This window comes from Bradyrhizobium sp. CCGB12 (genome assembly GCF_024199845.1).
Lineage (GTDB): Bacteria > Pseudomonadota > Alphaproteobacteria > Rhizobiales > Xanthobacteraceae > Bradyrhizobium.
Map to the genome: position 1 here is coordinate 3,948,444 of NZ_JANADO010000001.1, position 22,790 is coordinate 3,971,233.

The window sequence follows — 22,790 nt, forward strand, 5'->3', positions numbered from 1 at the left end:
GCTCAAGGCCTCACCATTTGAACGCCGCCGAGATTTCGTAGGTGCGCGGCGCGCCCAGCAGGATCTGATCGGGATAGAATGGATCGCCCCAGATCGCGTAGCGCTTGTCGGTGATGTTGCGCACGCGGAAGGTCAGGCGGGCCTGATCGACCGCATTGAACACCGTTCTGGGGATATCGACGAAGGCGTAGACGTCGGCGACGGTATAGGCCTTCATCGTCACCACGTTCGCATCCGTGTTGTAGCGGTCGCCGACATGGCGGCCGGTGATGCCGAGCTCCACCGGCCAGGGCGTGAAGAACCGGTACGACGCGCCGGCATTGGCGACGATGCGCGGCACGTTCGGCGGCGTGTTGCCGGAGAACGAGCCGCCGACAAAATTGTAGTCGGCGTAGCGCGCATCGACATAGGCGATGTTGCCCCACAGCCGCAACGGCTCGATCGGCCTGACGGACGCGGCGAGCTCGACGCCCTTCGACTCCTGTCGTCCGGCGATGTTAAGCTGCATGCCGCCGGCGGCGGCATAGACGTTCTTGCGCACGATGTCGTAGGCCGAGAACGACCACTCCGCCCGGTTGTCCCAGAACAGGTGCTTGACGCCGGTCTCATAGGTACGCGAGGTGGTCAGGTCGAGCGGCTGGGTCGGTGCGAGCAGGAAGATGTTGTTGGCCGAGACGTCAGCGCCAGTCGCGTACTGGCTGAAGAAGGTCAGGCCGGGCACGGCATCCCACGTGTAGCCGATACGACCCGTCACCGGTGCCCAGTCTATCGAGTACGGGAAGCCGGCCTTCACCAGCCCGTTGACATCGGTCGAATTGCGGTCGAGCCCGATATGCTCGACGCGGAGGCCACCGACCAGTGCAAATGTGCGGGTCAGCTTCAGCCGGTCCTCGAACGAGAGCGCCTCGTTGTCGATGCGCGCGGTCTGCTGCTTGGTCGTGAGCGAGCCGTAGAAGCCACGGCTGGGATCGACCAAAGAGACAAAATCGTTCGGGAAGGTCGCCGAGCCCGGCCTGACGAAATCAAGGTAGCTCGACGACAGCGTCGTGACCATGCGGTTGTCGAATCCGGCGATATTCGCATCCCAGACCAAGTCGGTGATGTTGCCGACCAGCCGCTGGCTATGCGCGACGTAGAAGCGCTCGCGATATACCTGGTTGTTCGTGGAATCGAACGCCTCGATCTCGTTGTTGAACCAGGTGCGGTCTGCGCCGTAGCCATAGGCCTGGCTCTTCAGCGTCAGGTCGGGCGCCAGCTTCAGCTCGAAGCCGCCGCGCAGCCAGACCTCCTGCGCCACGTTACGATTGTCGAGGACGTTGTAGTTGGTGTTGAAGGTGCGGTCGTCGATCGTGACAGCCCCAAGATCGGTCCTGTTGAAATAATTGCCGGAGACGATCCCCGTCGTCGCGTGCGAGCCGCTGAAGGCGACCGCCACCAGCGGCGCACCCCAATACGCCTTCGAGCGGTCTTCCCGGTACTCGATCGCGCCCCAGATCTTGAGACTGTCGGAGACGCGGTAGTTGAGCTGGCCGGAGACGTCGAAAGTCTTGGTGTTGGTGTCGTCGGCAAAGCCGTTGAGCGAGGCGCGGCTGATGTCGAAGCGATAGTCGAGGCCCCGCACATTGGTGCTGCCGCCCGAGCCGTAATGCGCGCGGAACGAGTTCAGGGAATCCCAGGAGAAATCAGCTTCGTTCCGGATCGCTCCGGTATGCGGCTGCTTGGTGATCAAGTTGATGGCGCCGCCGGCCGCGCCCTCGCCCGACATCAGCGAGGCCGGGCCTTTCAAAAATTCAACGGCTTCAAGATTGGCGGTGTCAATGATCCGCGAAGTCATGTTCTGCGGGCCGATCTTGATGCCGTTATAGAGCGTGTTGATCTGGCTGTTGGTGAAGCCGCGCATGGAGAAGGCCGCGGGCTCGGCCGGATTATCGCCGGAGGTCACACCGACCGCACCCTGCGCCACCTCGGACACGGTGCGATAGCCCTGCTCGCGCATGGTCTGGGCCGAGATCACCTCGACGGTCGCGGGCGTCTCCTGCACGGTCAGGCCGAGGCGCGAGGCGCTTTCGGCGATCGCATTGGTGTTGAGCGGTGTTTGCGCTGCGTCGGTCGGAACGACAGGCTTGGGCGCTGCGGGTGCCGGTGTCGGCCGGCGTGCAGCCGCACGGCGTGCGCTCTGCGCCTCCCGGCCCACTGGCCTCGCCTGCTTGCGGGATTGAGCCGGCGACACCTCGACGGGTGGCAGGGGTTCGCGGGTCTGCTGCGCCAGCGCGGCAGGAACATCGACGGCGGCGAGCGACGTAAGGGCCGCGGAGGCGAGGAGGAATCTGCGCGGTGGTACACGACGGATGGAAGACACGGTTTTGGGCATCGGTATGACGTCAGTGGCACGTCACCGCGAACGAGGTCTCACCTTTGGCCCTTCAGCCGTCCGATGAAGCCGAATGTCTGTACTCCCCGACCGACATCTTCGCGTGTGACCACGGCTGACGGCAGGTCTCCTGGCTCGCGGGTCGTGACCGCTTCGTCGCCTTCCCGGGACCGAGGACCCAGTGGCTTCTGACGAAGGATTCACCGCTTACAGTTGCGGGGGCAGCCGCGGCATTGGGGACAACGTCCCCGCACCGCATTCCCTTTTCATCCCCTTTCGGGGAAACCGTCGCAGCCATCTAGGATTACGATCAAGACAGAGTCAATGTGCAAGCTGCGGCGGTATTGCCACAGCAACCAACTTCCTTGGAGACGAGCATGGAAGGCGAGACCTTCCTCTGGCTGATACGGCATGCGCCGGTCGACGGCATCGCGGGAACGATCCATGCGGCCGACGCGCCGGCCGATCTCGGCGATCCCACGCAATTCCAGGCACTGCGGCAGCGCCTGCCAGGAGGCGCGGCGAGCTATGCCAGCCCGTCGCGGCGCACGGTCGAGACCGCGCAGGCGCTGGGGCTCGCGCCAGAGCTGGTGCCCGAGTTCAGCGAACAGGATTTTGGCGACTGGACCGGCCGTCGGCATGACGAGATCGCCGCGGCTGGCGACGAGACCCATGCGCAATTCTGGAGCGATCCGGCGCACGGGCGGCCACCGGGCGGCGAGAGCTTTGAAGATCAGGTCGCGCGCGTCCGGCTGGGTCTGTCACGGATCGGAGCCGGACCAGCAACGCTCGTCGTGCATTCCGGCACGATCCGCGCTGCACTCTGCATCGCGCTGGATCTGACACCGCAAGGGGCCTTGCGCTTCGTGATCGATCCGCTGTCGCTGACCCGGATCGACCGGCTCGCGAGCGGCTGGCGCGTCGTGTCGGTCAATCAGCGCGCGGCTTGATGCGTATCAGGCCGGCCGGTCCGGCACATTGGCCTGCGCGAAGGTTGCCATGCCGTTGTGGAGGCTGCAGGCGAGGCGCACCAGCGGCAATGCGATCGCGGCGCCCGATCCCTCGCCGAGCCTGAGATCGAGGCTGATCAACGGCTGCACGTTCAGCGCACGCAGCACCAGCCGATGCCCCTGCTCTGCCGATTGATGCGACGGCAACAGGAACGGCCGGCACGAGGGATTGAGACGTACGGCTACGAGCGCTGCGACCGACACGATGAAGCCATCGATCAATACGGGGATGCGGCGCTGTGCGGCCGCAATGATGGCGCCTGAGATCGCCGCGATCTCCAAACCGCCGATGGCACACAGGATCTGCTCCGGCGTCGCTCCCGCAACGCCATGCCGCGCGATTGCAGCATCAATCACGCGCGCCTTATGCACGCGGCCGGCCGCGTCGATGCCGGTACCGCTGCCCGCGATCTCCTCGGCGTTGATGCCGAGCAGGCTTGCTGCAATCGCCGCCGCCGTCGTGGTGTTGCCGATGCCCATCTCTCCGAAGATCAGGAGATCGGGCTGATGGGCCTCCGCGCGCGCGACGGCGCGCCGACCGGTTTCGAAGGCGAATGCCAACTCGGCAGGTGTGAGCGCGGCTTCGACGCTGAAATCGCGCGTGCCACGACGCGGCTTGTCGGTAACGACGCCCGCCATCTCCGCCTCGGCCAGCGTACCGGCATCGACGACTTCGAGGTTCGAGCTAAGCTCACGCGCCAGCACCGAGATCGCAGCACCGCCCGAGGCAAAATTCGCCATCATCGCGATGGTCACGGCTTGCGGATAGGCCGACACGCCCTGCGCGACGATGCCGTGATCACCGGCGAACACGATGATCGGCACGCGCGCGGCGCGGGGCTGCTCCGTCGCCTGCAGGCCCGCAAGCTCGATGGCGAGCTGCTCGAGCCGGCCGAGAGCGCCGGTCGGCTTGGTCAATTGCGCCTGCCGCCCGATCGCTGCCTCGCGATGATGCGCGGAGATCTCAGGGCATTTCTGGGTGACCCATTCGGGGAGCATGCTGCCTCGCTTACATCAGGCGCTTGAGAATGTAGCTGTCCATGATCCAGCCATGCCGCTCGCGCGCCTCTTGCCGCAGGGCGACGATGCGCGGGCCGACTTCGGCGAGCGGACCAGACATGATGATCTGATCGGGCATGCCGAGATAGGCGCCCCACCAGATGTGGAGCCCGGCCGGATCGAGCGACTGGAACGCCGCGCCGCCGTCGAGCATCACCACCACGGTGTCGACGCCCTGCGGCCAGCCGCCTTCGCGCAGGCGGCGGCCTGTCGTGACCAGGAACGGCTCGCCGATGTCGTTGAGCGGCAGCGCATGCGCCGCGCACAACGCCTGGATCGAGGTGATCCCGGGCACGACCTCTATATCAGGCAACGGATTGAGCCGCCGTGCGATGCGCAGCGAGGAATCGTAAAGCGATGGATCGCCCCAGATCAACAGCGCGACCTTGCCGTTACCTTCGAGATGATTCGCGATCGTTTGCGACCAGGTCGCGGCCACGGCATCGTGCCAATCGTCCACGCCCTTGCGGTAATCCGTCTCGCCCGCATCGCGCACGGGAAGATCGAACTCGGCGATCCGCGTGCTCGCGCTGGTGAGCACGTCCGCGCAGATCGTTCGCCGCAGATCCGCAAGATCGGATTTCGCCGTCCCCTTGCGGGGGATCAGGACGAGATCGGCGGCGTTGATGGCACGGATCGCGGCGCGCGTGAGCTGCCCGGGATCGCCGCAACCGATGCCTATCAGGGAGAGCGTGAGCATCGCGAGCGCGAAGGACGGCCGCACCGTCCTTCGCTGGTCTCTTATGCCGCGTTGTGCAGGCGCGGCGTGACGAGGCCGGGCGCGGTGACACCGCGCAGCGATTTCGCCAGCGCCAGCACCGCGAGATCGGCGAGCGGCTCGATCACGATCACCAGCGCATAGGACGCGGCGAACGTCGCGATGTTGGCGAGGTTCGTCATAGCAAAGCCGGAGCCATAGAGCGCCCAGAACGCCACCCAGGCGATCACGCCGGCCTGGTAGGTCGTCGAAAGCGCCAAAGCCTGACGATACCTCAAATCGACATAGGCGGTGTTGCGCGGAATGATCCGCGTGGCGATCGCCTGGATCGCGAATAGCGGCACCAGCAGCGTCGTGACGTTCATGCCATATTGCGGGATGTCGGCGGGCTCGAAGAACACGCCCTGAAGCAGCAGGCCGAACGCAAGGCCGAGGGCCGCCGGCGCCGCACCGAACAACAGGAATAGCGTCGAACCGAGAATGAAGTGCACTTCGGAGACGCCGACCGGGAAGTGCGGCAGGATCTCGAAGAACACGAACACGAGGGCCGTGGTAGCCAGCGTCCGCACGGCGAGCGAGCCGATGCCCTGCTCGCGCACGGTCTCGACCGCAAGCTTGAGCGCAACGCCGCCTGCGGCGATGCCGGTTGCGTAACTCAGCACGAGCTTGGCGCCCGTCACGATTCCGGGTTCGATATGCATGGCTCAGATCCTTCCTGCCGTCACACCCGACGGCCTTGGCCTCAAAACGTGCAGGGCCGGTCTCCTGGCTCGCGGTTCACTGGGGATCTCCGGCCTTCCCGTGCCTTGCGGCCCAGTGGCGGTTCGGAGCCCCTCACCGCTTACAGTCGCGGGGGCGGCTGGGGTTTTGGGCGCCGCAACTGGGTCCGCCCATCCCCATTCCCGATTATGCTCCGGCGCTTTGCGCCGCGTCGAGCACCATGCCTCTCCTGTGTGCCTCTTTCGCCAGCCGGGCGTCAAGGGGCGAAGGGCGACCGCGGCCATCATGACGGATAATCCCCCGCCAGCGCCCCGAACAGGATGACGGCGGCCGTAGAAGCGGCGCCGCCGCGCGCAAGCTGCTCGGCGAGTTCGGCAATGGTGGTACGGACCAGCCGCTCGTCGGAACGGCCGAGAGATTCCGCGAACAGCGCCGGCGTATCAGCGGCGAGGCCATGTTCGATTAATTTCGCGGCAAGCGCCGGAAAGGTGCGCCGGCCCATATAGACCACGGTCGTTGCCTCCGGGTCCGCCAGCGCCGCCCAATTCAGGTTTGGCGGCAGTTCGCCGGTAACGTCGGCTCCTGTCACGAACTGCACCCGCCGCGAGGTGTGGCGCCGGGTCAGGGGAATGCCGGCTTGCGCGGCGGCAACGCAGGCCGAGGTGACGCCGGGAATGATCTCGTAGCCGATGCCGGCCTCCCGCAGCGTCTCCAGTTCCTCCTCGAGCCGGCCGAAAATGCCGGCATCGCCGGACTTGAGGCGCACCAGACGCGCACCTGTCGCGGCATAGTCGACCAAAAGGCGGTTCACGTGGTGTTGCTTGGTCGAGGGCCGCCCTGCCCGTTTGCCCACTGCGACGAGATTGGCGCCGGGCCGGGCGAGGTCAAGAATCGCGCCGGAGGCAAGGTCGTCATAGAGCACGACGTCGGCCTCGCGCAGCCGCGCAGCCCCCTTCACCGTGAGCAGCTCTGGATCGCCGGGGCCGGCGGAGATGAAAGTGACGAAGCCGCTCACCGGTCCTCCGCGATCAGATGGAAGAACGTGCCGGTGGCGTGGCCCCGTCGCGAGCCGGTCTCGGCGATGACCGCGCCGGTTGCGTCGTGCACGACCGCCAGCGGCGTATCGGGCTGCGCGAGGATGGTCGAATAATGAAACTCGTGGCCACGCAGCCGCGCGCCGACCTGATGCCCCGGGATCGGCGCGGCCAATTCGGCAAGACGATAGCCCAGATGCATGCGGCGCTTGGCAAAGCTGGTCTCCAGACCGAGCAGCCCCGCCATCTCATGGCTGATACCGTCGGCGTCGGTCAAAGCAGCACCCAGCACCATATAGCCCCCGCATTCGCCATGCACGGGCCGCGTCTCGGCAAAAGCACGCAGGCCGCTGCGGAAGCGTGCATTGGCCGCGATCTTGCCGGCATGAAGCTCGGGATAGCCGCCGGGCAGCCAGCAGACGTCAGCGCTTGCGTCGGGCGCTTCATCGGCCAGCGGCGAGAACGGCAAGATCTCGGCGCCGGCCCCCCGCCAGGCTTCCAGCATATGCGGATAGACGAAGGAGAACGCGGCATCGCGGGCCAGCGCGATGCGCTGGCCGGGCGGCATCACGTTGAGACCATTCGCGGCAGGCTGCGGCGACCAGCTTGCAGCGAAGCGCAGCACCGCATCGAGATCGACATGCTCGGCGACGAAGCGCGCGGCCTCGTCGATCAGCTTGCCGATCTCCGCCTGCTCCTCGGCCTGCACCAGGCCGAGATGCCGCTTCGGCAGGCTGATCTCGGCGTGGCGCGGCAGTGCGCCGAACACGGCAATGCCGGCATCATCAAGCGCACGCCGCACGAGATCCTCGTGACGCGGGCTAGCGACGCGATTGAGCACGACGCCGGCAAGGCGCACCCCGGCGCGATAATCGCGCAAGCCCGCGGCAATCGCGGCCGCCGTCTGCGCCTGTCCCGAGGGATCGATCACCAGCACCACCGGCCAACCCAGCATCTCCGCGATGTCGGCGGTGGCGCCGGTGCCGGAGACACCGCGCGCGGCGACGCCGTCGAACAGACCCATCGAGCCCTCGGCCAGCACGACGTCGGCATCCGCGCCGCGGCTGACGAGATGCGCGATGCCCCCGCGGTCCATCGCCCAGCTATCGACATTGACGGACGCGCGTCCCGTGGCCGCGGCGTGAAAAGCGGGATCGATATAGTCGGGGCCGCTCTTGAAGCACTGCACGTTCAATCCGCGATTGCGCCAGGCGCGCGCGAGCGCCAGCGTCAGCGTTGTCTTGCCGACGCCAGAGGCAGGTGCGGAGATGACGAGGCCGGCCGCCATCACGACACCTCCGGAAAGCGCGGCTCGGTGCCGACAGGCCGATAGCGGCGGTCATAGTCGGCGGCATAGAGGCGGCTCTCGTCGAAATCCGCAGCGCCAAGCGTCTTGCCGACCAGGATCAGCGCCGTGCGCTCCATCTCGCTCCCCACGGCGGCATCGAGCGTGCCGAGGGTCGCGCGGACGATGCGCTGGTCCGGCCAGCTCGCGCGCCAGACGATCGCAACCGGGCAGTCCGCGCCATAATGCGGCGTGAGCTCGGCGACGACCTTGTCGAGCAGATGGATGGACAGATGGATCGCGAGCACTGCGCCGGTGGCGGCGAAGGCAGCGAGCTTCTCGCCTTCAGGCATCGCGCTGGCGCGACCTGGTGTGCGTGTCAGCACCACGGTTTGGACGAGGCCGGGCAGCGTCAGCTCGGTTTCCAGCGCGGCCGCAGCAGCAGCGAAAGATGGCACGCCCGGCGTCACGGTGTAGGGAATGCCGAGCGCGCGCAGGCGACGAAGCTGCTCGCCCATCGCCGACCAGACCGAGAGATCGCCGGAATGCAGCCGCGCGACATCCTTGCCTTCCGCATGCGCGGCGGCGATCTCCGTGATGATCTCGTCGAGCGACATCGGTGCAGTGTTGACGATGCGCGCCCCTCGCGGGCAATGCGCCAGCACGCCCTCCGGCACCAGCGATCCCGCATAGAGGCAGACCGGAGAAGCCGCGATCAGGTCGCGTCCGCGCAGTGTCAGCAAATCGGGAGCACCGGGTCCGGCGCCGATGAAATGCACCGTCATGTGCCGTCTCCTTCGGCGATCGCCGCAGTCGCGGTGCGATCCTGCGAGACCACCCGTGTCGCAATCAGCCGCGCGCGAGGGCCGGCCGCCGCGAGCGCCGCGGCCTCGGCAACCGAGCCGGTGGCGAACTTTTCCGTGACGAGCTTGGACTGCGTCGGCGTGTCGATGCCGGCCAGCAAATTCGCCGGGACCGCCTTGATCGGCAGGCCGCATTCGCGCGCGAGCTGCTTTAGCGCTTCGGCGTCGGCCTTGTCGCTGACGGTCGCCACCGCCGCAAGGCCGTCGGTGCCGCCGGCGGCCAGAAGCGCCTCGCGCAATGAGGCCAGCGTTGCATCTTTTCTGAATCCGAGCCCGGCAACCTTCATCGGACCGCACTCCATTGCACCACAGGCCGTGCCGCTTCCCAGGACCTGTAGCGGCCGAGCGGAGCGGCATGCGCGATCTCCACCCGCATCAGCTCACCGCCGTGACGCTGGTGCAGCTCGCCGAGCAGCGCTTCCGTCTCCAACGTGACTGCATGGGCGACCAACCGCGCACCCGGCGCGAGTTGCGACCAGACGGTATCGAACATCGCGTGATCGAGACCGCCACCAATGAAGACAGCGTCCGGCGCGTCCAGTGCAGCCAGAGCGCCGGGCGCCCGCCCCGTGACGATACTGATCCGATGCGTCAATCCGAACGCGGCGGCATTGCTGCGAATGTTCGCGACACGATCCTCGCGCGCTTCGATCGCAATGGCTGTCCCGCCGCACAGCGCCCACTCGACCGAGATCGCCCCCGAGCCCGCGCCGATGTCCCACAACCGTTCGCCGGGTCGGGGCGCCAGCGCCGAGAGCGCGAGCGCGCGCACCGGCCGCTTGGTGATCTGACCGTCGTGGACGAAGGAATCGTCCAAAAGTCCCGAACTGCGGGGCATGCCCTGCCCGCCCTTCGCCTCGACGGCTACTGCAATCAGGTTTCCAGCGAGGTCGTCCGCAAAGCCATCGGCACGATGTTCCCTGATGCTTTCGCGTGGCCCGCCGAGCGCCGCCAGAGTCCAGAAGTTCGAGGCTCCCCATCCATGCTCGCTCATCCATTTTGCGAGATCACTGGCCGCCTTCCCGTCGCGCACCAGGCAAATGATGCGCGCGCCCGGTGCAAGGTGCGGCACGAGACGCTCGAACGGCGCAGCGTGGAGGCCAAGGCAGGCAACGGCTTCGAGGCGCCAGCCCAGCCGCGCGGCCGCAAGCGAAAATGTCGACGGCGCCGAATGCGCGATCCACTCGCTTGTCTCGAGCTTCTCGGCAAGGATAGCTCCGGCGCCGTACCAGAAGGGATCGCCAGAGGCGAGCACCGCTGTTGGCCGGCCACGGCAGCTCAGCACGATATCCGCGTCGAACGGCACCGGCCACGGACGGCCGCGACCGCCGACCTCCGCAAGCGCCAGATGACGTTCGCCGCCGAAGACGGTTTCTGCCTTGGCAAGCGCCTTTCGACTTGCCTCCGATAGCCCCGCAAGGCCATCTTCCCCGATACCGATGATGGTCAGCCAGGGATCAGCCAAGGAATCATCCATGATTCGCGCCCTCATTCTGGGCGGAACTGCCGATGCGAGCCTGCTCGCCGCGGAGATCGCGCGCGCCGGCATCGATGCCGTCTATTCCTATGGTGGCCGTACCCGCACGCCGGCCGATCAGCCGCTGCCGACCCGCATCGGCGGTTTTGGTGGCGTGAGCGGGCTTGCCGATTATTTCAGGCGCGAAGGCATCACGCATGTGATCGACGCGACCCATCCCTTCGCGACGGAGATGAGCCGTAACGCGGTCGAAGCGTGCGCGGAAACCGGCGTGCCGCTGATGGCGCTGGAGCGCTCGGCTTGGGTGAAAGCGCCCGGCGACAACTGGATCGAAATTCCTGACGTCAACGCCGCGGTCGCCGCGCTGCCCAAGTCGCCCGCAAAAGTGTTCCTCGCCATCGGCCGCCAGCATATCGCGCCGTTCGCGAGCCGGCCGGAACACGCCTATACGCTGCGCTTCGTCGATCCGCCCGAAAAGCCCCTGCCCTTCACGGCCGATGTGATCGTGTCGCGCGGACCGTTCACGCTCGAAGGTGAGCTTGAGATGATGCGCACGCGCAGCATCGCATGGATTGTCGCCCGCAATTCCGGCGGTGACGGCGCACGCGCCAAGATCGATGCGGCCCGTATGCTCAGCCTGCCCGTGATCATGATTGCGCGGCCAAGACTGCCCGAACGGCTGCGAGTCGAGAGCGTCGCTGAAGTGCTGCAGTGGCTCTGTCATCGCGCCCGCCTCGGCGCATAGACCCAGCGGCCGACGCGGCGCGTCTGCGAATTGCCGACGATGACTAGCGTGCGCATGTCGGCCATTTCGGGTGTCGCTTCGTTCAGCGTGACGGTCTCGATCCGCTCATCCGAGCCGCTGATCGCGCGCGCGAAGATCACGAGACGCTCGCCGCAGCCGGCCTCCCGGAGCACGGCGAGCGCGCGGCCAAATCCCTCCGGCCGGCTCGCCGAGCGCGGATTGTACAGCGCGATGGCAAAATCGGCTTCCGCGGCGAGTCGCAGCCGCTTCTCGATCACCGTCCAGGGCTTGAGATTGTCGGAGAGGTTGATCGCGCAGAAATCATGGCCGAGCGGCGCGCCGGCGCGGGCAGCCGCCGCCAGCATCGCGGTGACGCCGGGCAGCACGCGGATCGGCAGTTCCTGCCATTGCGGCGCCTGCTCCAGCGCCTCGAACACGGCCGAGGCCATCGCGAACACGCCGGGGTCGCCGGAGGAAACGACCACGACCTGCCCGCCTTCGGCGGCGAGCCGCAAGGCTTCGCTCGCGCGATGAAGCTCTTCGCGATTATCAGAGGGATGCAGGGTGAGCCCGGCTCGCGGCGGCACCCGCGCGACATACGGCGCGTAGCCCAAGATGTCGGTCGCAGACGCGAGCGCGGCGGAGACTTCCGGCGTCACCAGCGCGTCGCTGCCCGGCCCGAGGCCTGCGATGGTCAGCGTGCCCGTCATTCGGCCGCGCCCGGATGCCGGCCCTTGCCGTGCACGAGCACGATCGCGAAGTAAGGACAATCGGCGGCATCGATCTCGGCGAGCCGCGCGACGCGTTCGCCCGGCATGGTGCCACGCTCGACCAACCAGGCATCGTCCAGTCGGCCTGCGGCAGCGAGCGCGCGGCGCACCTTTGCGAGATTGCGGCCGGTCTTCATGACGACGAGCGCATCGGAATCGCGCATGCGCCGTTCGAGCTCGTCTTCGGCCAGCGTCCCCATCAGCACCGTCGTGACGTCGTCGCCGAGCGCGATCGGCTGGCCGACGCCGTTCCAGCAACCGACCATGCCGGGAATGCCCGCGATCACCTCGATCTCGACGCGGCCTTGCAGGCGCGTGTGCAGATGCATGAAGGAGCCGTAGAAATAGGGATCGCCCTCGCACAGCACGACGACGTCGACCGCGCGCGAAAGCCGCGCCAGGCGCTCGGCCCATTCGTCGTAGAAACCGGCAAGCAGCTGAACGTATTCGGGGCTGTCGAAAGCGATCTCCGTGGTAACAGGATATTCCATCGGATATTCGGTGACATCAGGTGCCAGCATGCCCTCGACGATGCGGCGCGCCTGCCCCGGCCTGCCCTTCTTGCGGAAATAGGCGACGTGCTGTGCCCCGCGCACCGTGCGGTCGGCGCGCACGCTCATCAAATCAGGATCGCCGGGGCCGAGACCGCAGCAGATGATGCGCCCCATGACTATTCGCTCCGGCTCGCCAGCGCGTTCACGGCAGCAACCGTGATCGCGGAGCCGCCGAGGCGGCCTTCGACCGTCAGCGCCGGCACCGGCGGATCGGCCATCAGCGCGGCCTTGGATTCGGCAGCTCCGACGAAGCCGACGGGACAGCCGATGATGGCGGCCGGCCGCGGACAGTCGCGGTCCTCCAGCATGTTGAGCAGATGAAACAGCGCGGTCGGCGCATTGCCGATTGCGACGATCGCGCCACCCAGATGCGGTCGCCACAGCTCCAGCGCCGCGGCCGAGCGCGTGTTGCGCATGGATTGCGCGAGCGCGGGAACGGCGGCGTCACTGAGCGTGCAGATCACGGCGTTGGCCGCGGGCAATCTCGCGCGCGTAATTCCCTCCGAGACCATGCGCGCGTCGCACAGGATCGGCGCGCCCTTCTTCAAGGCCGCACGCGCGGCAGTCGCCATGCCCTCTGTGAAGCGGATATGCGCCTCGAGGCCCACCATGCCGGCGGCATGGATCATCCGCACGACGACCTGCTCTTCGTCCGGCGTGAAGCGCGCAAGATCGGCCTCGGCCCGGATGGTGGCGAAGGACTGCCGATAGATCGCCGCGCCGTCGGTCTCGTAAGTGTGCGGCATCAGTGCCCTCCCACCAGAATGGAGGGATCGCTGATGATGTCGGCGCCGTTCAGGCCGCGCAGGGCAGGCTCGTCGTGCGTCGAGCCGCCGCGGACGAGATCGAATCCGACGCGAGTCGCAACCAGCGTCACCGCAGCGGCGCCGGAATGCGCACAGCCCTTGGCGCAGCCGGAGACGTGAAGTCGCGTATCGGGCGCGATGCGCGGCGCGAGCGCAGCGGCGAGCGCGCGGGTGTCGGCATGCGCCTCGCGGCACCGCGGGGCGCCGCTGCAGGCGATGACACGCAGCGCCGGATCGTGGGGCTCGGTGATGAGACCTGCGGCGCTCGGCATCGCACGCTTGCCCTCGCTCAGAACCATCCGCCACGGCGTCATCCGCAGCGCATGACCGCAGCTGGAAAACTGATGCAGCGTCGAGTGCAACATCTGCCCGAACGCGACACCGACCATGGCACCTTGCGGATAATGTCCGGGCCGCAACGCGGCCATCACGGGGGCCGGCTCGGTCTCGCCGCGCAAGGTTCCGGGCAATGCCGCGCCGGAAGCGATGTGGGTCGCCATGCGCCCTCGCCCGCCCGTGATGCCGCCGGACGCGATGAACCAGCCTGCAAGCGCAAGCGCCGTGCTCACGGCCCCGCCACGCCCAGCGGAACGGCCGAGCCTCGCACCATCGGCGCGCACCAGGAGCCGGCCAGTGCGATCGCGTTCAATCCGCACATCGGCGGAATCGCCCGCCAGCACGCGCGACCTCCCGTCATCGATGGCGAAGCCGAATTTTGTGGGGAGCTCGAGCCTGCTGTCGGCAAGCGCCTCTTCGAGCTCGGCGGCGAGCGCTTGCGTCTCATCGCCGGGGCTCCAGAACGGCGTCACCAGGATGTTGCGGCGAGCTTCCGTCTCCGGGTCGGGATCGAGCAGTCCCAACCGCGCGAGGCCGTCGAGCAACGGCCGGTGGCTCTGATCGCTGACACCCCTGATCTGGAGATTGGCGCGGCTCGTGACGTCGATCAGGCCATTGCCGAAGCGTTCGGCAAGCTCCGCAAGGCCAGCAATCTGCGCTGCCTCGAGCCGCCCCCCGAACGGGCGCACGCGAACCACGAGCCCGTCGCCCGATTGCATCGGCCGCAGCGCGCCGGGACACCAGCCCTTGACCGCGGAAGCGCTCATGATGCCTCCCGCAACGCAGCCGCGATCGAATTGCGGCGCGTTCGCCAGAGCGAGGCCTCATGCAGGCGCGTGAAGCAGGTCTCCATCGCGGCGAGCGCCGCCGGATTCTCGCGCGCCATGAAGGCGCGGATGTCGTCATTGCCGAGCGTCGCATCGTAGTAGAGGTCGAACAGATGCGGCGGCACGGCGCTGGCAAGATGCGCAAAGGCGGCCATGTGCTCGAGCGTCGCAGTGATCTCGGCCACCCCGCGAAAACCGTGGCGCAGCATGCCCGCGATCCAGGCCGGATTGGCCGCGCGCGCCCGGACGACGCGCGAGATTTCCTCGGTCAACGTGCGCGCGTGCGGCTGGTCGGGGCGCGTCGTGTCGAGGTGATAGAGCGCCGGCCCTGCCGCCCCGAGATGCGCCGCTGCGGCCGCAACACCGGCTTCATGCGCGGCATAGTCGGCGGCGAGCAGCAGATCGGTTTCCGGCAGGTCCTGCACATGGACGAAAGCGTCAGCGGACGCGAGCCGCTGTTCGATGCCGGCGCGATCCGGCTGCAGTGCGCCATCCGCGGAAAATGCCCAGGACGACGCCGACAGCCAGGCTTCCCCGGCGGCATCACGCGTCTCGGGCGTGAAGGCATCCGGGATCGCCGACAGGCCGACGCCGTATTGTCCGGGCCGCGGCGCGAATACGCGCGAGGTGCGATGACGATAGGGATTGTCGTCGCTCTCGTCCTCGCGGCTCGCGAGCGCCTCGGCTGCAGCTTCGAACAATTGCGCAAGGCCGGAGAAGACATCGCGGAACAGACCCGAGACGCGCAGCGTGACGTCGATGCGGGGGCGGCCGAGCTCGGCCGGCGCGATGATGTCGTAGCCGGTGACGCGGCCGGAGGCGTGATCCCAGCGCGGCGCAAGGCCGGCGAGATGCAGCGCCATCGCGAATTCCTCGCCCGCAGTACGCATCGTCGCCGAGCCCCAGAGGTCGACGACGAGGCCCTTCGGCCAATCGCCGTGATCCTGCAAATGACGGCGGAGCAGCTCTTCGGCGAGCTTGATGCCCTGCGCATGCGCCGATGGCGTCGGCACCGCGCGCGGATCGACGGCGAAGAGATTGCGCCCCGTGGGCAGCACGTCCTGGCGGCCGCGATAGGGCGAGCCGGACGGCCCCGGCGCAATGCGCTGGCCCGCGAGCGCGGCGCGCAGAGCATCGCGCTCCGCCTCGCCGCAGGCTCCGCGGCCGAACACGTGCAGGCCGTCACCGAACTGGCTCTCCTTGAGATCGCAGACGAAGCGGTCGATCCGCGGGATCGCTTCGGCCGGAGCCGCCGATGCATCGAGGCCAAGATCATCTTCCAACCCGGCCGTACGCGCCTCGTCGCGGATCGCGGCGATCAGGCGCTGACGGCGGGCGGGATCGAGACCATCGGCCGTCGAGTATTCGTCGAGCAGGCGTTCAAGCCGGCGCAGGCCCTCCGGCACCGCCGAATTTTCCAGCGGTGGCGGCAGGTGACCGATCGTAACGGCGCCGATACGTCGCTTGGCCTGCGCGGCCTCGCCGGGATCGTTGACGATGAAAGGATAGATGACGGGGAGAACGCCGATCAGCACCTCCGGCCAACAGGCGGATGACAGCGCCACGGATTTTCCGGGCAGCCATTCCAGCGTGCCATGCGCGCCCATGTGCACGACGGCATCGCTGCCCTGCCCCTGGAGCCAGAGATAGAACGCGACATAGCCATGGCGCGGCGTGCGGGCGAGATCGTGATAATCGGCATCGCGCGCGGACGTATCGCCGCGCTCCGGCTGGACCGCGATGATCGAGCGGCCGCATCGGATCGCAGCGAAATGAAACGCGCCGTCGCCGCAGGTCGGATCATCCTCCGGCGCCCCCCAGGCTTGCGCGAGATCGTCTTGCAGAACTAGCGGAAGGCGCGAGAGCGCCGCGCGATAATCGGCAACGCTCCAGCTCAAACTCTGCTTCAGCAGCGCTTCACCGAGCGCATCGACCGGCGCAATGTCGAAGCCGACCGCCGCGAGATCGGACACCAGTGCTTCGACCGATGCCAGCGCGTCGAGCCCAACCGCATGCGCGATCTGGTGCGGCCGGCCCGGATAGTTCGATAGCACGATCGCCAGCCGTTTCTCGGCAACCGGCGTCTCCGCAAGGCGACGCCAGGCCGCGACGCGCGCCACGACAGCCTTTACGCGCTCCTCATCAGGCCGGTGCGCCAGATGCGAGAATTGCAGATCCGGATCGCGCTCGGCTGCCGACTTGAAGCTAATGACACCCGTAAATACGCGGCCGTCGACTTCGGGCAGCACCACATGCATCGCGAGATCACCGGGCGACAGGCCGCGGAGCGACTCCGCCCAATCCTCGCGCCGCGCCGTCGAAAGCGCGACCTGAAATACCGGACAGGACGCGGCATCGAACGGCGTCGTGCCATCGTCGCCCACGGCAGAGAACGCCGTCGCATTGACGATCGCCGCCGCAGGATTTTGCGCGAGATGCGCGCGCAACCAATCGGCGACGCCCGCAGCTTTCAGCGAGGTGACGAAGACGCCATAGGCGTCAAAGCCGCGCTCGCGCAGCGAGGCGATCAAGGCATCAACCGGCCCCGTATCCGCGGAGGTGAGATAGGAGCGATAGAACGTCACAAGCGCGAGCGGCTTGCCCTCACCCGCCGACGGCGCCGCAATGACACCACGTGCGGGATCATAGAATCCCATCTCGGGCACATTCATCTCGCCGACGACCGGGCCGGCATAGAGACCCGAGGCCAGCGCGAGCTGCGCAATCGCCGCCTGCGCCGCGACCGGACCACCGGTGTCGCAGAGCACCTTGAGCCGGCGCAGTGTCGAGACCGGCAAGGTCGAGTACGCATCGAGCCGCGTGTCATCGCGGCCGTCCGCCGGCAGCACGGCGACTACGATGTTGCGGTCTTTGGCGAGTTGTTGAAGTGCAGCCAACCCGTACGGCCAGTAGGACTCACCGCCGATCAGGCGCACCAGAATGCCGCGCGCCTGCGACAGCGTGCGTTCGATATAGGTGTCGACCGAAAGCGGATGACGCAGTTCCGCGAGATTGGCGAGCCGCAGCGACGGCAGGCTGTCGCGGCCACGACGCCAGCCGGCCGCGAAGGCGGCCAGGTCGGAATCCGAATACGAGAGCACCACGAGATCGGCCGGGTCCTGGCCGATGTCTCTTGGCGTCGCGGTCTCCTCGAGACCGCGGCTCTCGCGGAAGACGACGTGCATCAGATACCAAGTCCTGCCTTGATGGAGGCCTCGTCGATATCGCCGTGCTCGCCGATCACGACGAGCTTTGATTGCCTGATATTTGCGCCCCAGGGCTTGTCGAACTGGTGTCGCACGCGCTCGCCGACCGCCTGCAGCAACAGGCGCATCGGCTTGCCCGCGACCGCGATGTAGCCCTTGGCACGCAGCACATTCTGCTCGCGCGCCAGCCGCTGGACCGAGGCGACCAGCGCATCGACGTCAGCCACCTCCGGCAAATCGATCACGACGGAGGCAAAGTCGTCGTGCTCGTGCTCCTCCTCCCCGTCATGATGAGACGGGCGCGCGGCAAGATCGTTCTCCGCGGCAGCACCGAGACCGAGGATCACGCGCGCATCGATCGCGCCGTCGGTGACAGGCAGCATCGGCACGCGGCGCGGCATTTCGGCGGTGATCGCGGCCTTGGCGGCTTCGATCCCTGCGCTGCCGGCAAGATCGGCCTTAGTCAGCAGCACGATGTCGGCGCAGGCGATCTGATCCTCGAACACTTCCGACAATGGCGTCTCGTGATCGAGATTTTCATCCGCTGCGCGCTGCGCTTCGATCGCAGCCGGGTCCGGCGCGAAGCGGCCGGCAGCCACCGCCTCGGCATCAGCCAGCGCGATCACGCCATCGACGGTGATGCGCGAGCGGATCTCCGGCCAGTCGAACGCCTTCAGCAGCGGTTTTGGCAGCGCCAGGCCCGAGGTCTCGATCAGGATGTGATCAGGCCGCACCGGGCGCGCCAAAAGCTGCTCCATGGTCGGAATGAAATCGTCGGCGACGGTGCAGCAGATGCAGCCATTGGCGAGCTCGACGATGTTCTCTTCCGGGCAGTTGGCGTCGGCGCAGGACTTCAGGATCTCACCGTCGACCCCCTCGCTGCCGAACTCGTTGACGAGCACGGCGAGCTTCTTGCCGCCCGCATTGGCGAGCAGATGCTGGATCAGCGTCGTCTTGCCGGAGCCGAGAAAACCGGTGACCACCGTGACAGGGACTTTTGCGAGCGGGTTCATTCGGCGGCCTCCGGCACGACGGCAATGGGGGGAATGCGGGCAAGCGATTGCTTGCGGAAGATTTCGGGGCGGCTGCGCCAGGGCACGAGGCCATCGGGCGCGGCCGCGTAGGCCGCCGCGCCGGCGACGACGTCGTGTGCATTCACATCCGACAGGCGGCCATAGACATAGGACCAGCGGCCGGGCGCGCTCAGCGCGACCGAACAGCCCTGGCTGCAGGCCGACAGGCATTCGACGGGAACTACATTGACGCCGTCGGGTACGCCGGCGTCAAGGATCGCACCATGCAGGCGCTTGCCGGGCGTGACGTCGCCCTCGCCAAGCGTTTCGCCGGCACGGCAGGTAATGCAGACGTGAAGTGTGACCGTCATCGCCTCTTCCAGAATAAACAGCGGGAAGCGAAGAGGCGCACGGACCGCTTTTCGAGAGGCCCGTTTCCCCGTCGCGGAACACCCCGTCCGCCGGTCCAAAATCGTCCGCGCTGGCAGGTCTCCCGGCTTGCGGAGCAGGGTTTTGCCCTTCGATCCCCGCCTTCCCGATTCCCTTTCGGGAGTCAGTGGCTTCGGGCATCTCTCCGGTCACGGTCGCGGGGGCGGCTGCATTTTGGACCCAAATCTTGCCGATTCGGACCCTATCGCATTCCCTCTTCGCCTGTCATAGGACAGGAACCAACGCCGGCCCACCATTTGCCGCCGGCCGCCACTTGTCAAGCCGAAGGACCGGGACCGATGACGCCTGAACCGGATGCCCAAACGGGCGAGGAAACCGACGCCCGCCACGCCCAAAAAATGGCGAAGAAGAAGGCCGCCCGCGACAAGATCATGGCGACCAAGAGCGGCGACAAAGGCCTCATCATCGTCCACACCGGCGCCGGCAAGGGCAAATCGTCATCCGCCTTCGGCATGATCGTCCGCTGTGTCGCCCATGGCTTTCCCTGCGCGGTCGTGCAGTTCATCAAGGGCGCCTGGGATACCGGCGAACGGCGCCTGCTCACCGGCCATTTCGGCGAGCTCTGTCAGTTCCACGCCATGGGCGAAGGTTTTACCTGGGAGACACAGGACCGTGCCCGCGACGTCGCGGCCGCGCGCGCCGGCTGGGAGAAGGCCAAGGAGCTGATATCGGATCCCAATTTGCGCATGGTCGTGCTCGATGAGATCAACATCGCGCTGCGTTACGACTATCTCGACATTGCGGAAGTCGTCGATTTCCTGACGACGCACAAGCCGCCGACGTCACATGTCGTCCTCACCGGGCGCAATGCAAAGGATGAGCTGATCGAGATCGCCGATCTCGTCACCGAGATGACGCTGGTCAAGCATCCCTTCCGCTCCGGCATCAAGGCGCAGGCCGGCGTCGAGTTCTGAAGCATGATGAGATTAGGTTCAAATGCTGCAACGAAGGAGGTGCGCTCCCTCCCCCGCCTGCGGGGGAGGGCTGGGGAGAGGGTTTCTCCGCAATCGAGAACCCCCAAGAGGAGAGAGCCCTCACCCGGCGCGTTGCGCCGACCTCTCCCGCAAGCGGGAGAGGTGCATCGAGCCTGCGGCCGCCTGATTCAACTCAATCCCAGTGCGCTTTAGAAGACACCGATGGCGCGCGCATTGATGATCCAGGGGGCCGGCTCGGACGTGGGCAAGTCGCTCATCGTCGCCGGCCTCGCGCGCGCTTTCACGCGGCGCGGCCTGCGCGTATTTCCCTTCAAGCCGCAGAATATGTCAAACAACGCGGCCGTCACCGTTGATGGGGGTGAGATCGGCCGCGCCCAGGCGCTTCAGGCGCTCGCCGCCGGTGTCGAGCCGCACACCGACATGAACCCGGTGTTGCTCAAGCCGGAGACCGACGTCGGCGCACAAGTTATCGTCCACGGCAAGCGCATCGCAACCGCCCGGGCGCGCGACTATGCGGCGATGAAGCCGTCACTGATGGGCGCCGTGCTGGAGAGTTTCGAGCGGCTGAAAGCACGGGCCGATCTGGTGCTGGTGGAAGGCGCCGGCAGCCCGGCCGAGGTGAACCTGCGCAAGGCCGACATTGCCAATATGGGCTTTGCGCGCAAGGCGGACGTGCCGGTCGTGCTGGTCGGCGACATCGACCGCGGCGGCGTCATTGCCCAGCTCGTCGGCATCAAGACGGTGATCGATCCTGACGATGCCGCGATGATCCAGGGCTTTGTCATCAACAAGTTTCGCGGCGATCCCACGCTGTTCGACGACGGCTACAGGCTGATCGAAACAAAGACCGGCTGGCTTGGTTTCGGGGTGCTGCCCTGGTTCGCACGCGCCGGCGAGCTGCCGGCCGAGGATGCGCTTGGCCTGAGCGACGCGCGCAAGCCGGGCCAGTGCAAGATCGCCTGCCTTGCGTTGTCGCGGATCGCCAATTTCGACGATCTCGATCCGCTCAAGCTCGAGCCTGGTGTCGATCTCATGATGGTGCGTCCGGGCGATGCCATTCCCGGCGATGTGAGGCTGGTCATCATTCCCGGCTCCAAATCCACCCGCGGCGACCTCGCCTTCCTGCGCGCGCAGGGCTGGGACATCGATCTCCTCGCGCATCACCGCAGGGGTGGCCACGTGCTCGGCCTCTGCGGCGGCTATCAGATGCTCGGGCGCAGCGTCGCTGATCCCGATGGCATCGAAGGCCCTGCCGGGGACACGCCAGGCCTCGGGCTGCTGGATGTGACAACCGTGATGAGCCCGCAGAAAACGCTGACGCGCGTTGCCGCCGTGCACGCCGCCACGCAGCAGCCGATCGAGGCCTACGAAATCCACATTGGCCGCACTGATGGGCCGGATCGCGCGCAACCATTTGCGAGACTGAATGGCGAGCCGGAAGGCGCGATCTCGGGCGACGGGCGCGTTGAGGGCAGCTATTTGCACGGCCTGTTCACGTCGGATGATTTCCGCAGGGCATTTTTGGCCAAGCTCGACATTACCGCAGGGGACGAGCCCTATCGCGGCAGGGTCGAGAGCGCGCTCGATGCCCTCGCCGATCACATCGAAAAGCATCTCGACGTCGAAGGACTGCTCGCGCTAGCCCGCTAGGGCTTCGGCAAGGCGCGTCCATTCGGATTCGCTGCCGGGAAGCCCAAGACGTAGCCATGACGGCTCCCGCGCGAACACGCGCGACCAGATCTGCCAGCGGGCGAGCTTCTCCTGCGCCCCCAGTGCATCTGGCGTCTGGTAGAGACGAAACAGCGGCGTGCCGCCGACAAGCCGCCAGCCCTGCGACTGCGTCATGGCGTCGAGACGAACACAGTCGCGCGCGAGTCGCGCCGTCGTGGTCTCGGCCCACGCGTCATCGCGCAAGGCGCGGCAGCCAATCGCAATGGCTGCACCGGAGATCGGCCATGGTCCCGACATCGCCGCGAGCTTCGCAACGTCGGCCGCATTGCCGATCGCGAAGCCAAGCCGCAGGCCGGCAAGGCCATAAAACTTTCCGAACGAGCGTAGCACCAACACTCCCGGCCGATCCGCTTCGGACGCAAGCGACAGTTGCGGAGCGGCATCGGCAAAGCTCTCGTCGACGACGAGACGGCGCACGCGCGGCAGCAATGCCAGCAAGCCCTTCGGCATATGACACCGGCCATCGGGATTGTTGGGATTGATGACGACGGCGAGGTCCGCGCCCGCAAGCGCATCGAGCTCCCCGACTTCCTCGACATCCCAGCCCGCGGCCGACAGGACCCCGGCGTATTCATTGTATGTCGGCGCGAGGATGCGCGCACGGCCGGGCGCAGCGAGTTGCGGCAGCAACTGAATAGCGGCCTGCGCGCCACCCATGGCAACAACCGGTGCGCTCGTGCGGTAGGCGCCCCGCGCGGCCTGATGCAGGGCGTCAATCTCCGCGCGCGAGGGCAACGCGCTCCATGCGCGGGCGCTCACCTCGCCTACCGGATAAGGCAACCGGTTGATGCCGGTCGACAGATCGATCCAATCCTCAGCGCGTCCGCCAAAGCGCTGCTGTGCCAGATCGAGATTTCCACCGTGCTCGCGCATGTCCTGT

Annotated in this window: 21 protein-coding genes and 3 riboswitches; of the genes, 4 read left to right on the forward strand and 17 right to left on the reverse strand. The window is 67.0% G+C overall.

The window, feature by feature from the left end; translation table 11 throughout:
* Positions 1–10: 10 nt before the first annotated feature.
* Entirely contained in the window at positions 11–2,359 is a 2,349-nt protein-coding gene (locus tag NLM27_RS18700) for a TonB-dependent receptor domain-containing protein (protein WP_254144707.1), read from the reverse strand.
* 114 nt (positions 2,360–2,473) lie between these two features.
* A riboswitch (cobalamin riboswitch) is annotated at positions 2,474–2,676 on the reverse strand.
* A gap of 72 nt (positions 2,677–2,748) precedes the next feature.
* Here NLM27_RS18700 and NLM27_RS18705 point away from each other — a divergent pair.
* The gene (locus NLM27_RS18705; protein ID WP_254144708.1) at positions 2,749–3,321 is read left to right on the forward strand and encodes a histidine phosphatase family protein; all 573 of its coding nucleotides are present in this window, start codon (positions 2,749–2,751) and stop codon (positions 3,319–3,321) included.
* 6 nt (positions 3,322–3,327) lie between these two features.
* Here the strand turns inward: NLM27_RS18705 and cobT are convergent, their stop codons facing one another.
* From cobT to cbiE, 8 genes are all read right to left on the reverse strand, one after another.
* Positions 3,328–4,380 carry a nicotinate-nucleotide--dimethylbenzimidazole phosphoribosyltransferase gene (gene cobT / locus NLM27_RS18710; RefSeq protein ID WP_254144709.1) on the reverse strand — a complete coding sequence of 351 codons (1,053 nt, stop codon included), beginning with the start codon at positions 4,378–4,380 and terminating at the stop codon, positions 3,328–3,330.
* A gap of 10 nt (positions 4,381–4,390) precedes the next feature.
* Positions 4,391–5,140, reverse strand: coding sequence for a precorrin-6A synthase (deacetylating) (gene cobF, locus NLM27_RS18715; protein ID WP_254148862.1), 750 nt, complete (start codon positions 5,138–5,140; stop codon positions 4,391–4,393).
* A 41-nt stretch (positions 5,141–5,181) separates the two neighbouring features.
* Positions 5,182–5,859 carry an energy-coupling factor ABC transporter permease gene (locus NLM27_RS18720; protein ID WP_254144710.1) on the reverse strand — a complete coding sequence of 226 codons (678 nt, stop codon included), beginning with the start codon at positions 5,857–5,859 and terminating at the stop codon, positions 5,182–5,184.
* Positions 5,860–5,895: 36 nt separating this feature from the next.
* Positions 5,896–6,116, reverse strand: a riboswitch (cobalamin riboswitch).
* A gap of 45 nt (positions 6,117–6,161) precedes the next feature.
* A complete protein-coding gene (gene cobA / locus NLM27_RS18725) occupies positions 6,162–6,893 on the reverse strand; it encodes a uroporphyrinogen-III C-methyltransferase (protein ID WP_254144711.1) in 732 nt (243 codons plus the stop codon).
* A complete protein-coding gene (locus tag NLM27_RS18730; protein WP_254144712.1) occupies positions 6,890–8,200 on the reverse strand; it encodes a cobyrinate a,c-diamide synthase in 1,311 nt (436 codons plus the stop codon). Before NLM27_RS18730 ends, cobA begins: the two co-directional genes overlap by 4 nt.
* Positions 8,200–8,982, reverse strand: a complete 783-nt coding sequence (cobM, locus tag NLM27_RS18735; protein WP_254144713.1) for a precorrin-4 C(11)-methyltransferase — start codon at positions 8,980–8,982, stop codon at positions 8,200–8,202. The genes NLM27_RS18730 and cobM overlap by 1 nt, the downstream gene beginning before the upstream one ends.
* Positions 8,979–9,347, reverse strand: coding sequence for a cobalamin biosynthesis protein (locus tag NLM27_RS18740; RefSeq protein ID WP_254144714.1), 369 nt, complete (start codon positions 9,345–9,347; stop codon positions 8,979–8,981). The genes cobM and NLM27_RS18740 overlap by 4 nt, the downstream gene beginning before the upstream one ends.
* Positions 9,344–10,525 carry a precorrin-6y C5,15-methyltransferase (decarboxylating) subunit CbiE gene (gene cbiE / locus NLM27_RS18745; protein WP_254148863.1) on the reverse strand — a complete coding sequence of 394 codons (1,182 nt, stop codon included), beginning with the start codon at positions 10,523–10,525 and terminating at the stop codon, positions 9,344–9,346. The genes NLM27_RS18740 and cbiE overlap by 4 nt, the downstream gene beginning before the upstream one ends.
* Before the next feature lie 10 nt (positions 10,526–10,535).
* On the opposite strand from cbiE, the gene NLM27_RS18750 reads away from it, so the two are divergent.
* Complete coding sequence (locus NLM27_RS18750; RefSeq protein ID WP_254144715.1) at positions 10,536–11,282, forward strand: cobalt-precorrin-6A reductase; 747 nt, start codon at positions 10,536–10,538, stop codon at positions 11,280–11,282.
* On the opposite strand, the gene cobJ is transcribed toward NLM27_RS18750, so the two are convergent.
* Genes cobJ through NLM27_RS18785 form a run of 7 tightly spaced genes read right to left on the reverse strand, consistent with a single transcriptional unit; the run spans position 11,258 to position 19,165 of the window.
* On the reverse strand, positions 11,258–11,992 hold the full coding sequence (cobJ, locus tag NLM27_RS18755) for a precorrin-3B C(17)-methyltransferase (RefSeq protein WP_254144716.1): 735 nt from the start codon (positions 11,990–11,992) through the stop codon (positions 11,258–11,260). The two genes, NLM27_RS18750 and cobJ, sit on opposite strands and share 25 nt — an antisense overlap.
* Positions 11,989–12,720, reverse strand: a complete 732-nt coding sequence (locus tag NLM27_RS18760; protein WP_254144717.1) for a precorrin-2 C(20)-methyltransferase — start codon at positions 12,718–12,720, stop codon at positions 11,989–11,991. The genes cobJ and NLM27_RS18760 overlap by 4 nt, the downstream gene beginning before the upstream one ends.
* Before the next feature lie 2 nt (positions 12,721–12,722).
* Positions 12,723–13,352 (reverse strand): precorrin-8X methylmutase, encoded by a 630-nt coding sequence (locus tag NLM27_RS18765; RefSeq protein ID WP_254144718.1) that lies wholly within the window; start codon positions 13,350–13,352, stop codon positions 12,723–12,725.
* A complete protein-coding gene (gene cobG / locus NLM27_RS18770; RefSeq protein ID WP_254144719.1) occupies positions 13,352–14,515 on the reverse strand; it encodes a precorrin-3B synthase in 1,164 nt (387 codons plus the stop codon). The genes NLM27_RS18765 and cobG overlap by 1 nt, the downstream gene beginning before the upstream one ends.
* Positions 14,512–17,760, reverse strand: coding sequence for a cobaltochelatase subunit CobN (cobN, locus tag NLM27_RS18775; RefSeq protein ID WP_254144720.1), 3,249 nt, complete (start codon positions 17,758–17,760; stop codon positions 14,512–14,514). Before cobN ends, cobG begins: the two co-directional genes overlap by 4 nt.
* Positions 17,760–18,794 (reverse strand): cobalamin biosynthesis protein CobW, encoded by a 1,035-nt coding sequence (cobW, locus tag NLM27_RS18780; protein ID WP_254144721.1) that lies wholly within the window; start codon positions 18,792–18,794, stop codon positions 17,760–17,762. Before cobW ends, cobN begins: the two co-directional genes overlap by 1 nt.
* Complete coding sequence (locus NLM27_RS18785) at positions 18,791–19,165, reverse strand: DUF1636 domain-containing protein (protein ID WP_254144722.1); 375 nt, start codon at positions 19,163–19,165, stop codon at positions 18,791–18,793. Before NLM27_RS18785 ends, cobW begins: the two co-directional genes overlap by 4 nt.
* Before the next feature lie 94 nt (positions 19,166–19,259).
* A riboswitch (cobalamin riboswitch) is annotated at positions 19,260–19,482 on the reverse strand.
* A 40-nt stretch (positions 19,483–19,522) separates the two neighbouring features.
* Here NLM27_RS18785 and cobO point away from each other — a divergent pair.
* Together cobO and NLM27_RS18795 are read left to right on the forward strand one after the other, a co-directional pair.
* Positions 19,523–20,158 carry a cob(I)yrinic acid a,c-diamide adenosyltransferase gene (gene cobO / locus NLM27_RS18790; protein ID WP_254144723.1) on the forward strand — a complete coding sequence of 212 codons (636 nt, stop codon included), beginning with the start codon at positions 19,523–19,525 and terminating at the stop codon, positions 20,156–20,158.
* Between the two features lie 222 nt (positions 20,159–20,380).
* On the forward strand, positions 20,381–21,829 hold the full coding sequence (locus NLM27_RS18795) for a cobyric acid synthase (RefSeq protein ID WP_254144724.1): 1,449 nt from the start codon (positions 20,381–20,383) through the stop codon (positions 21,827–21,829).
* Here NLM27_RS18795 and cobD read toward each other — a convergent pair.
* Positions 21,818–22,783 (reverse strand): threonine-phosphate decarboxylase CobD, encoded by a 966-nt coding sequence (cobD, locus tag NLM27_RS18800; protein WP_254144725.1) that lies wholly within the window; start codon positions 22,781–22,783, stop codon positions 21,818–21,820. The genes NLM27_RS18795 and cobD overlap by 12 nt on opposite strands.
* Positions 22,784–22,790 lie beyond the last annotated feature (7 nt).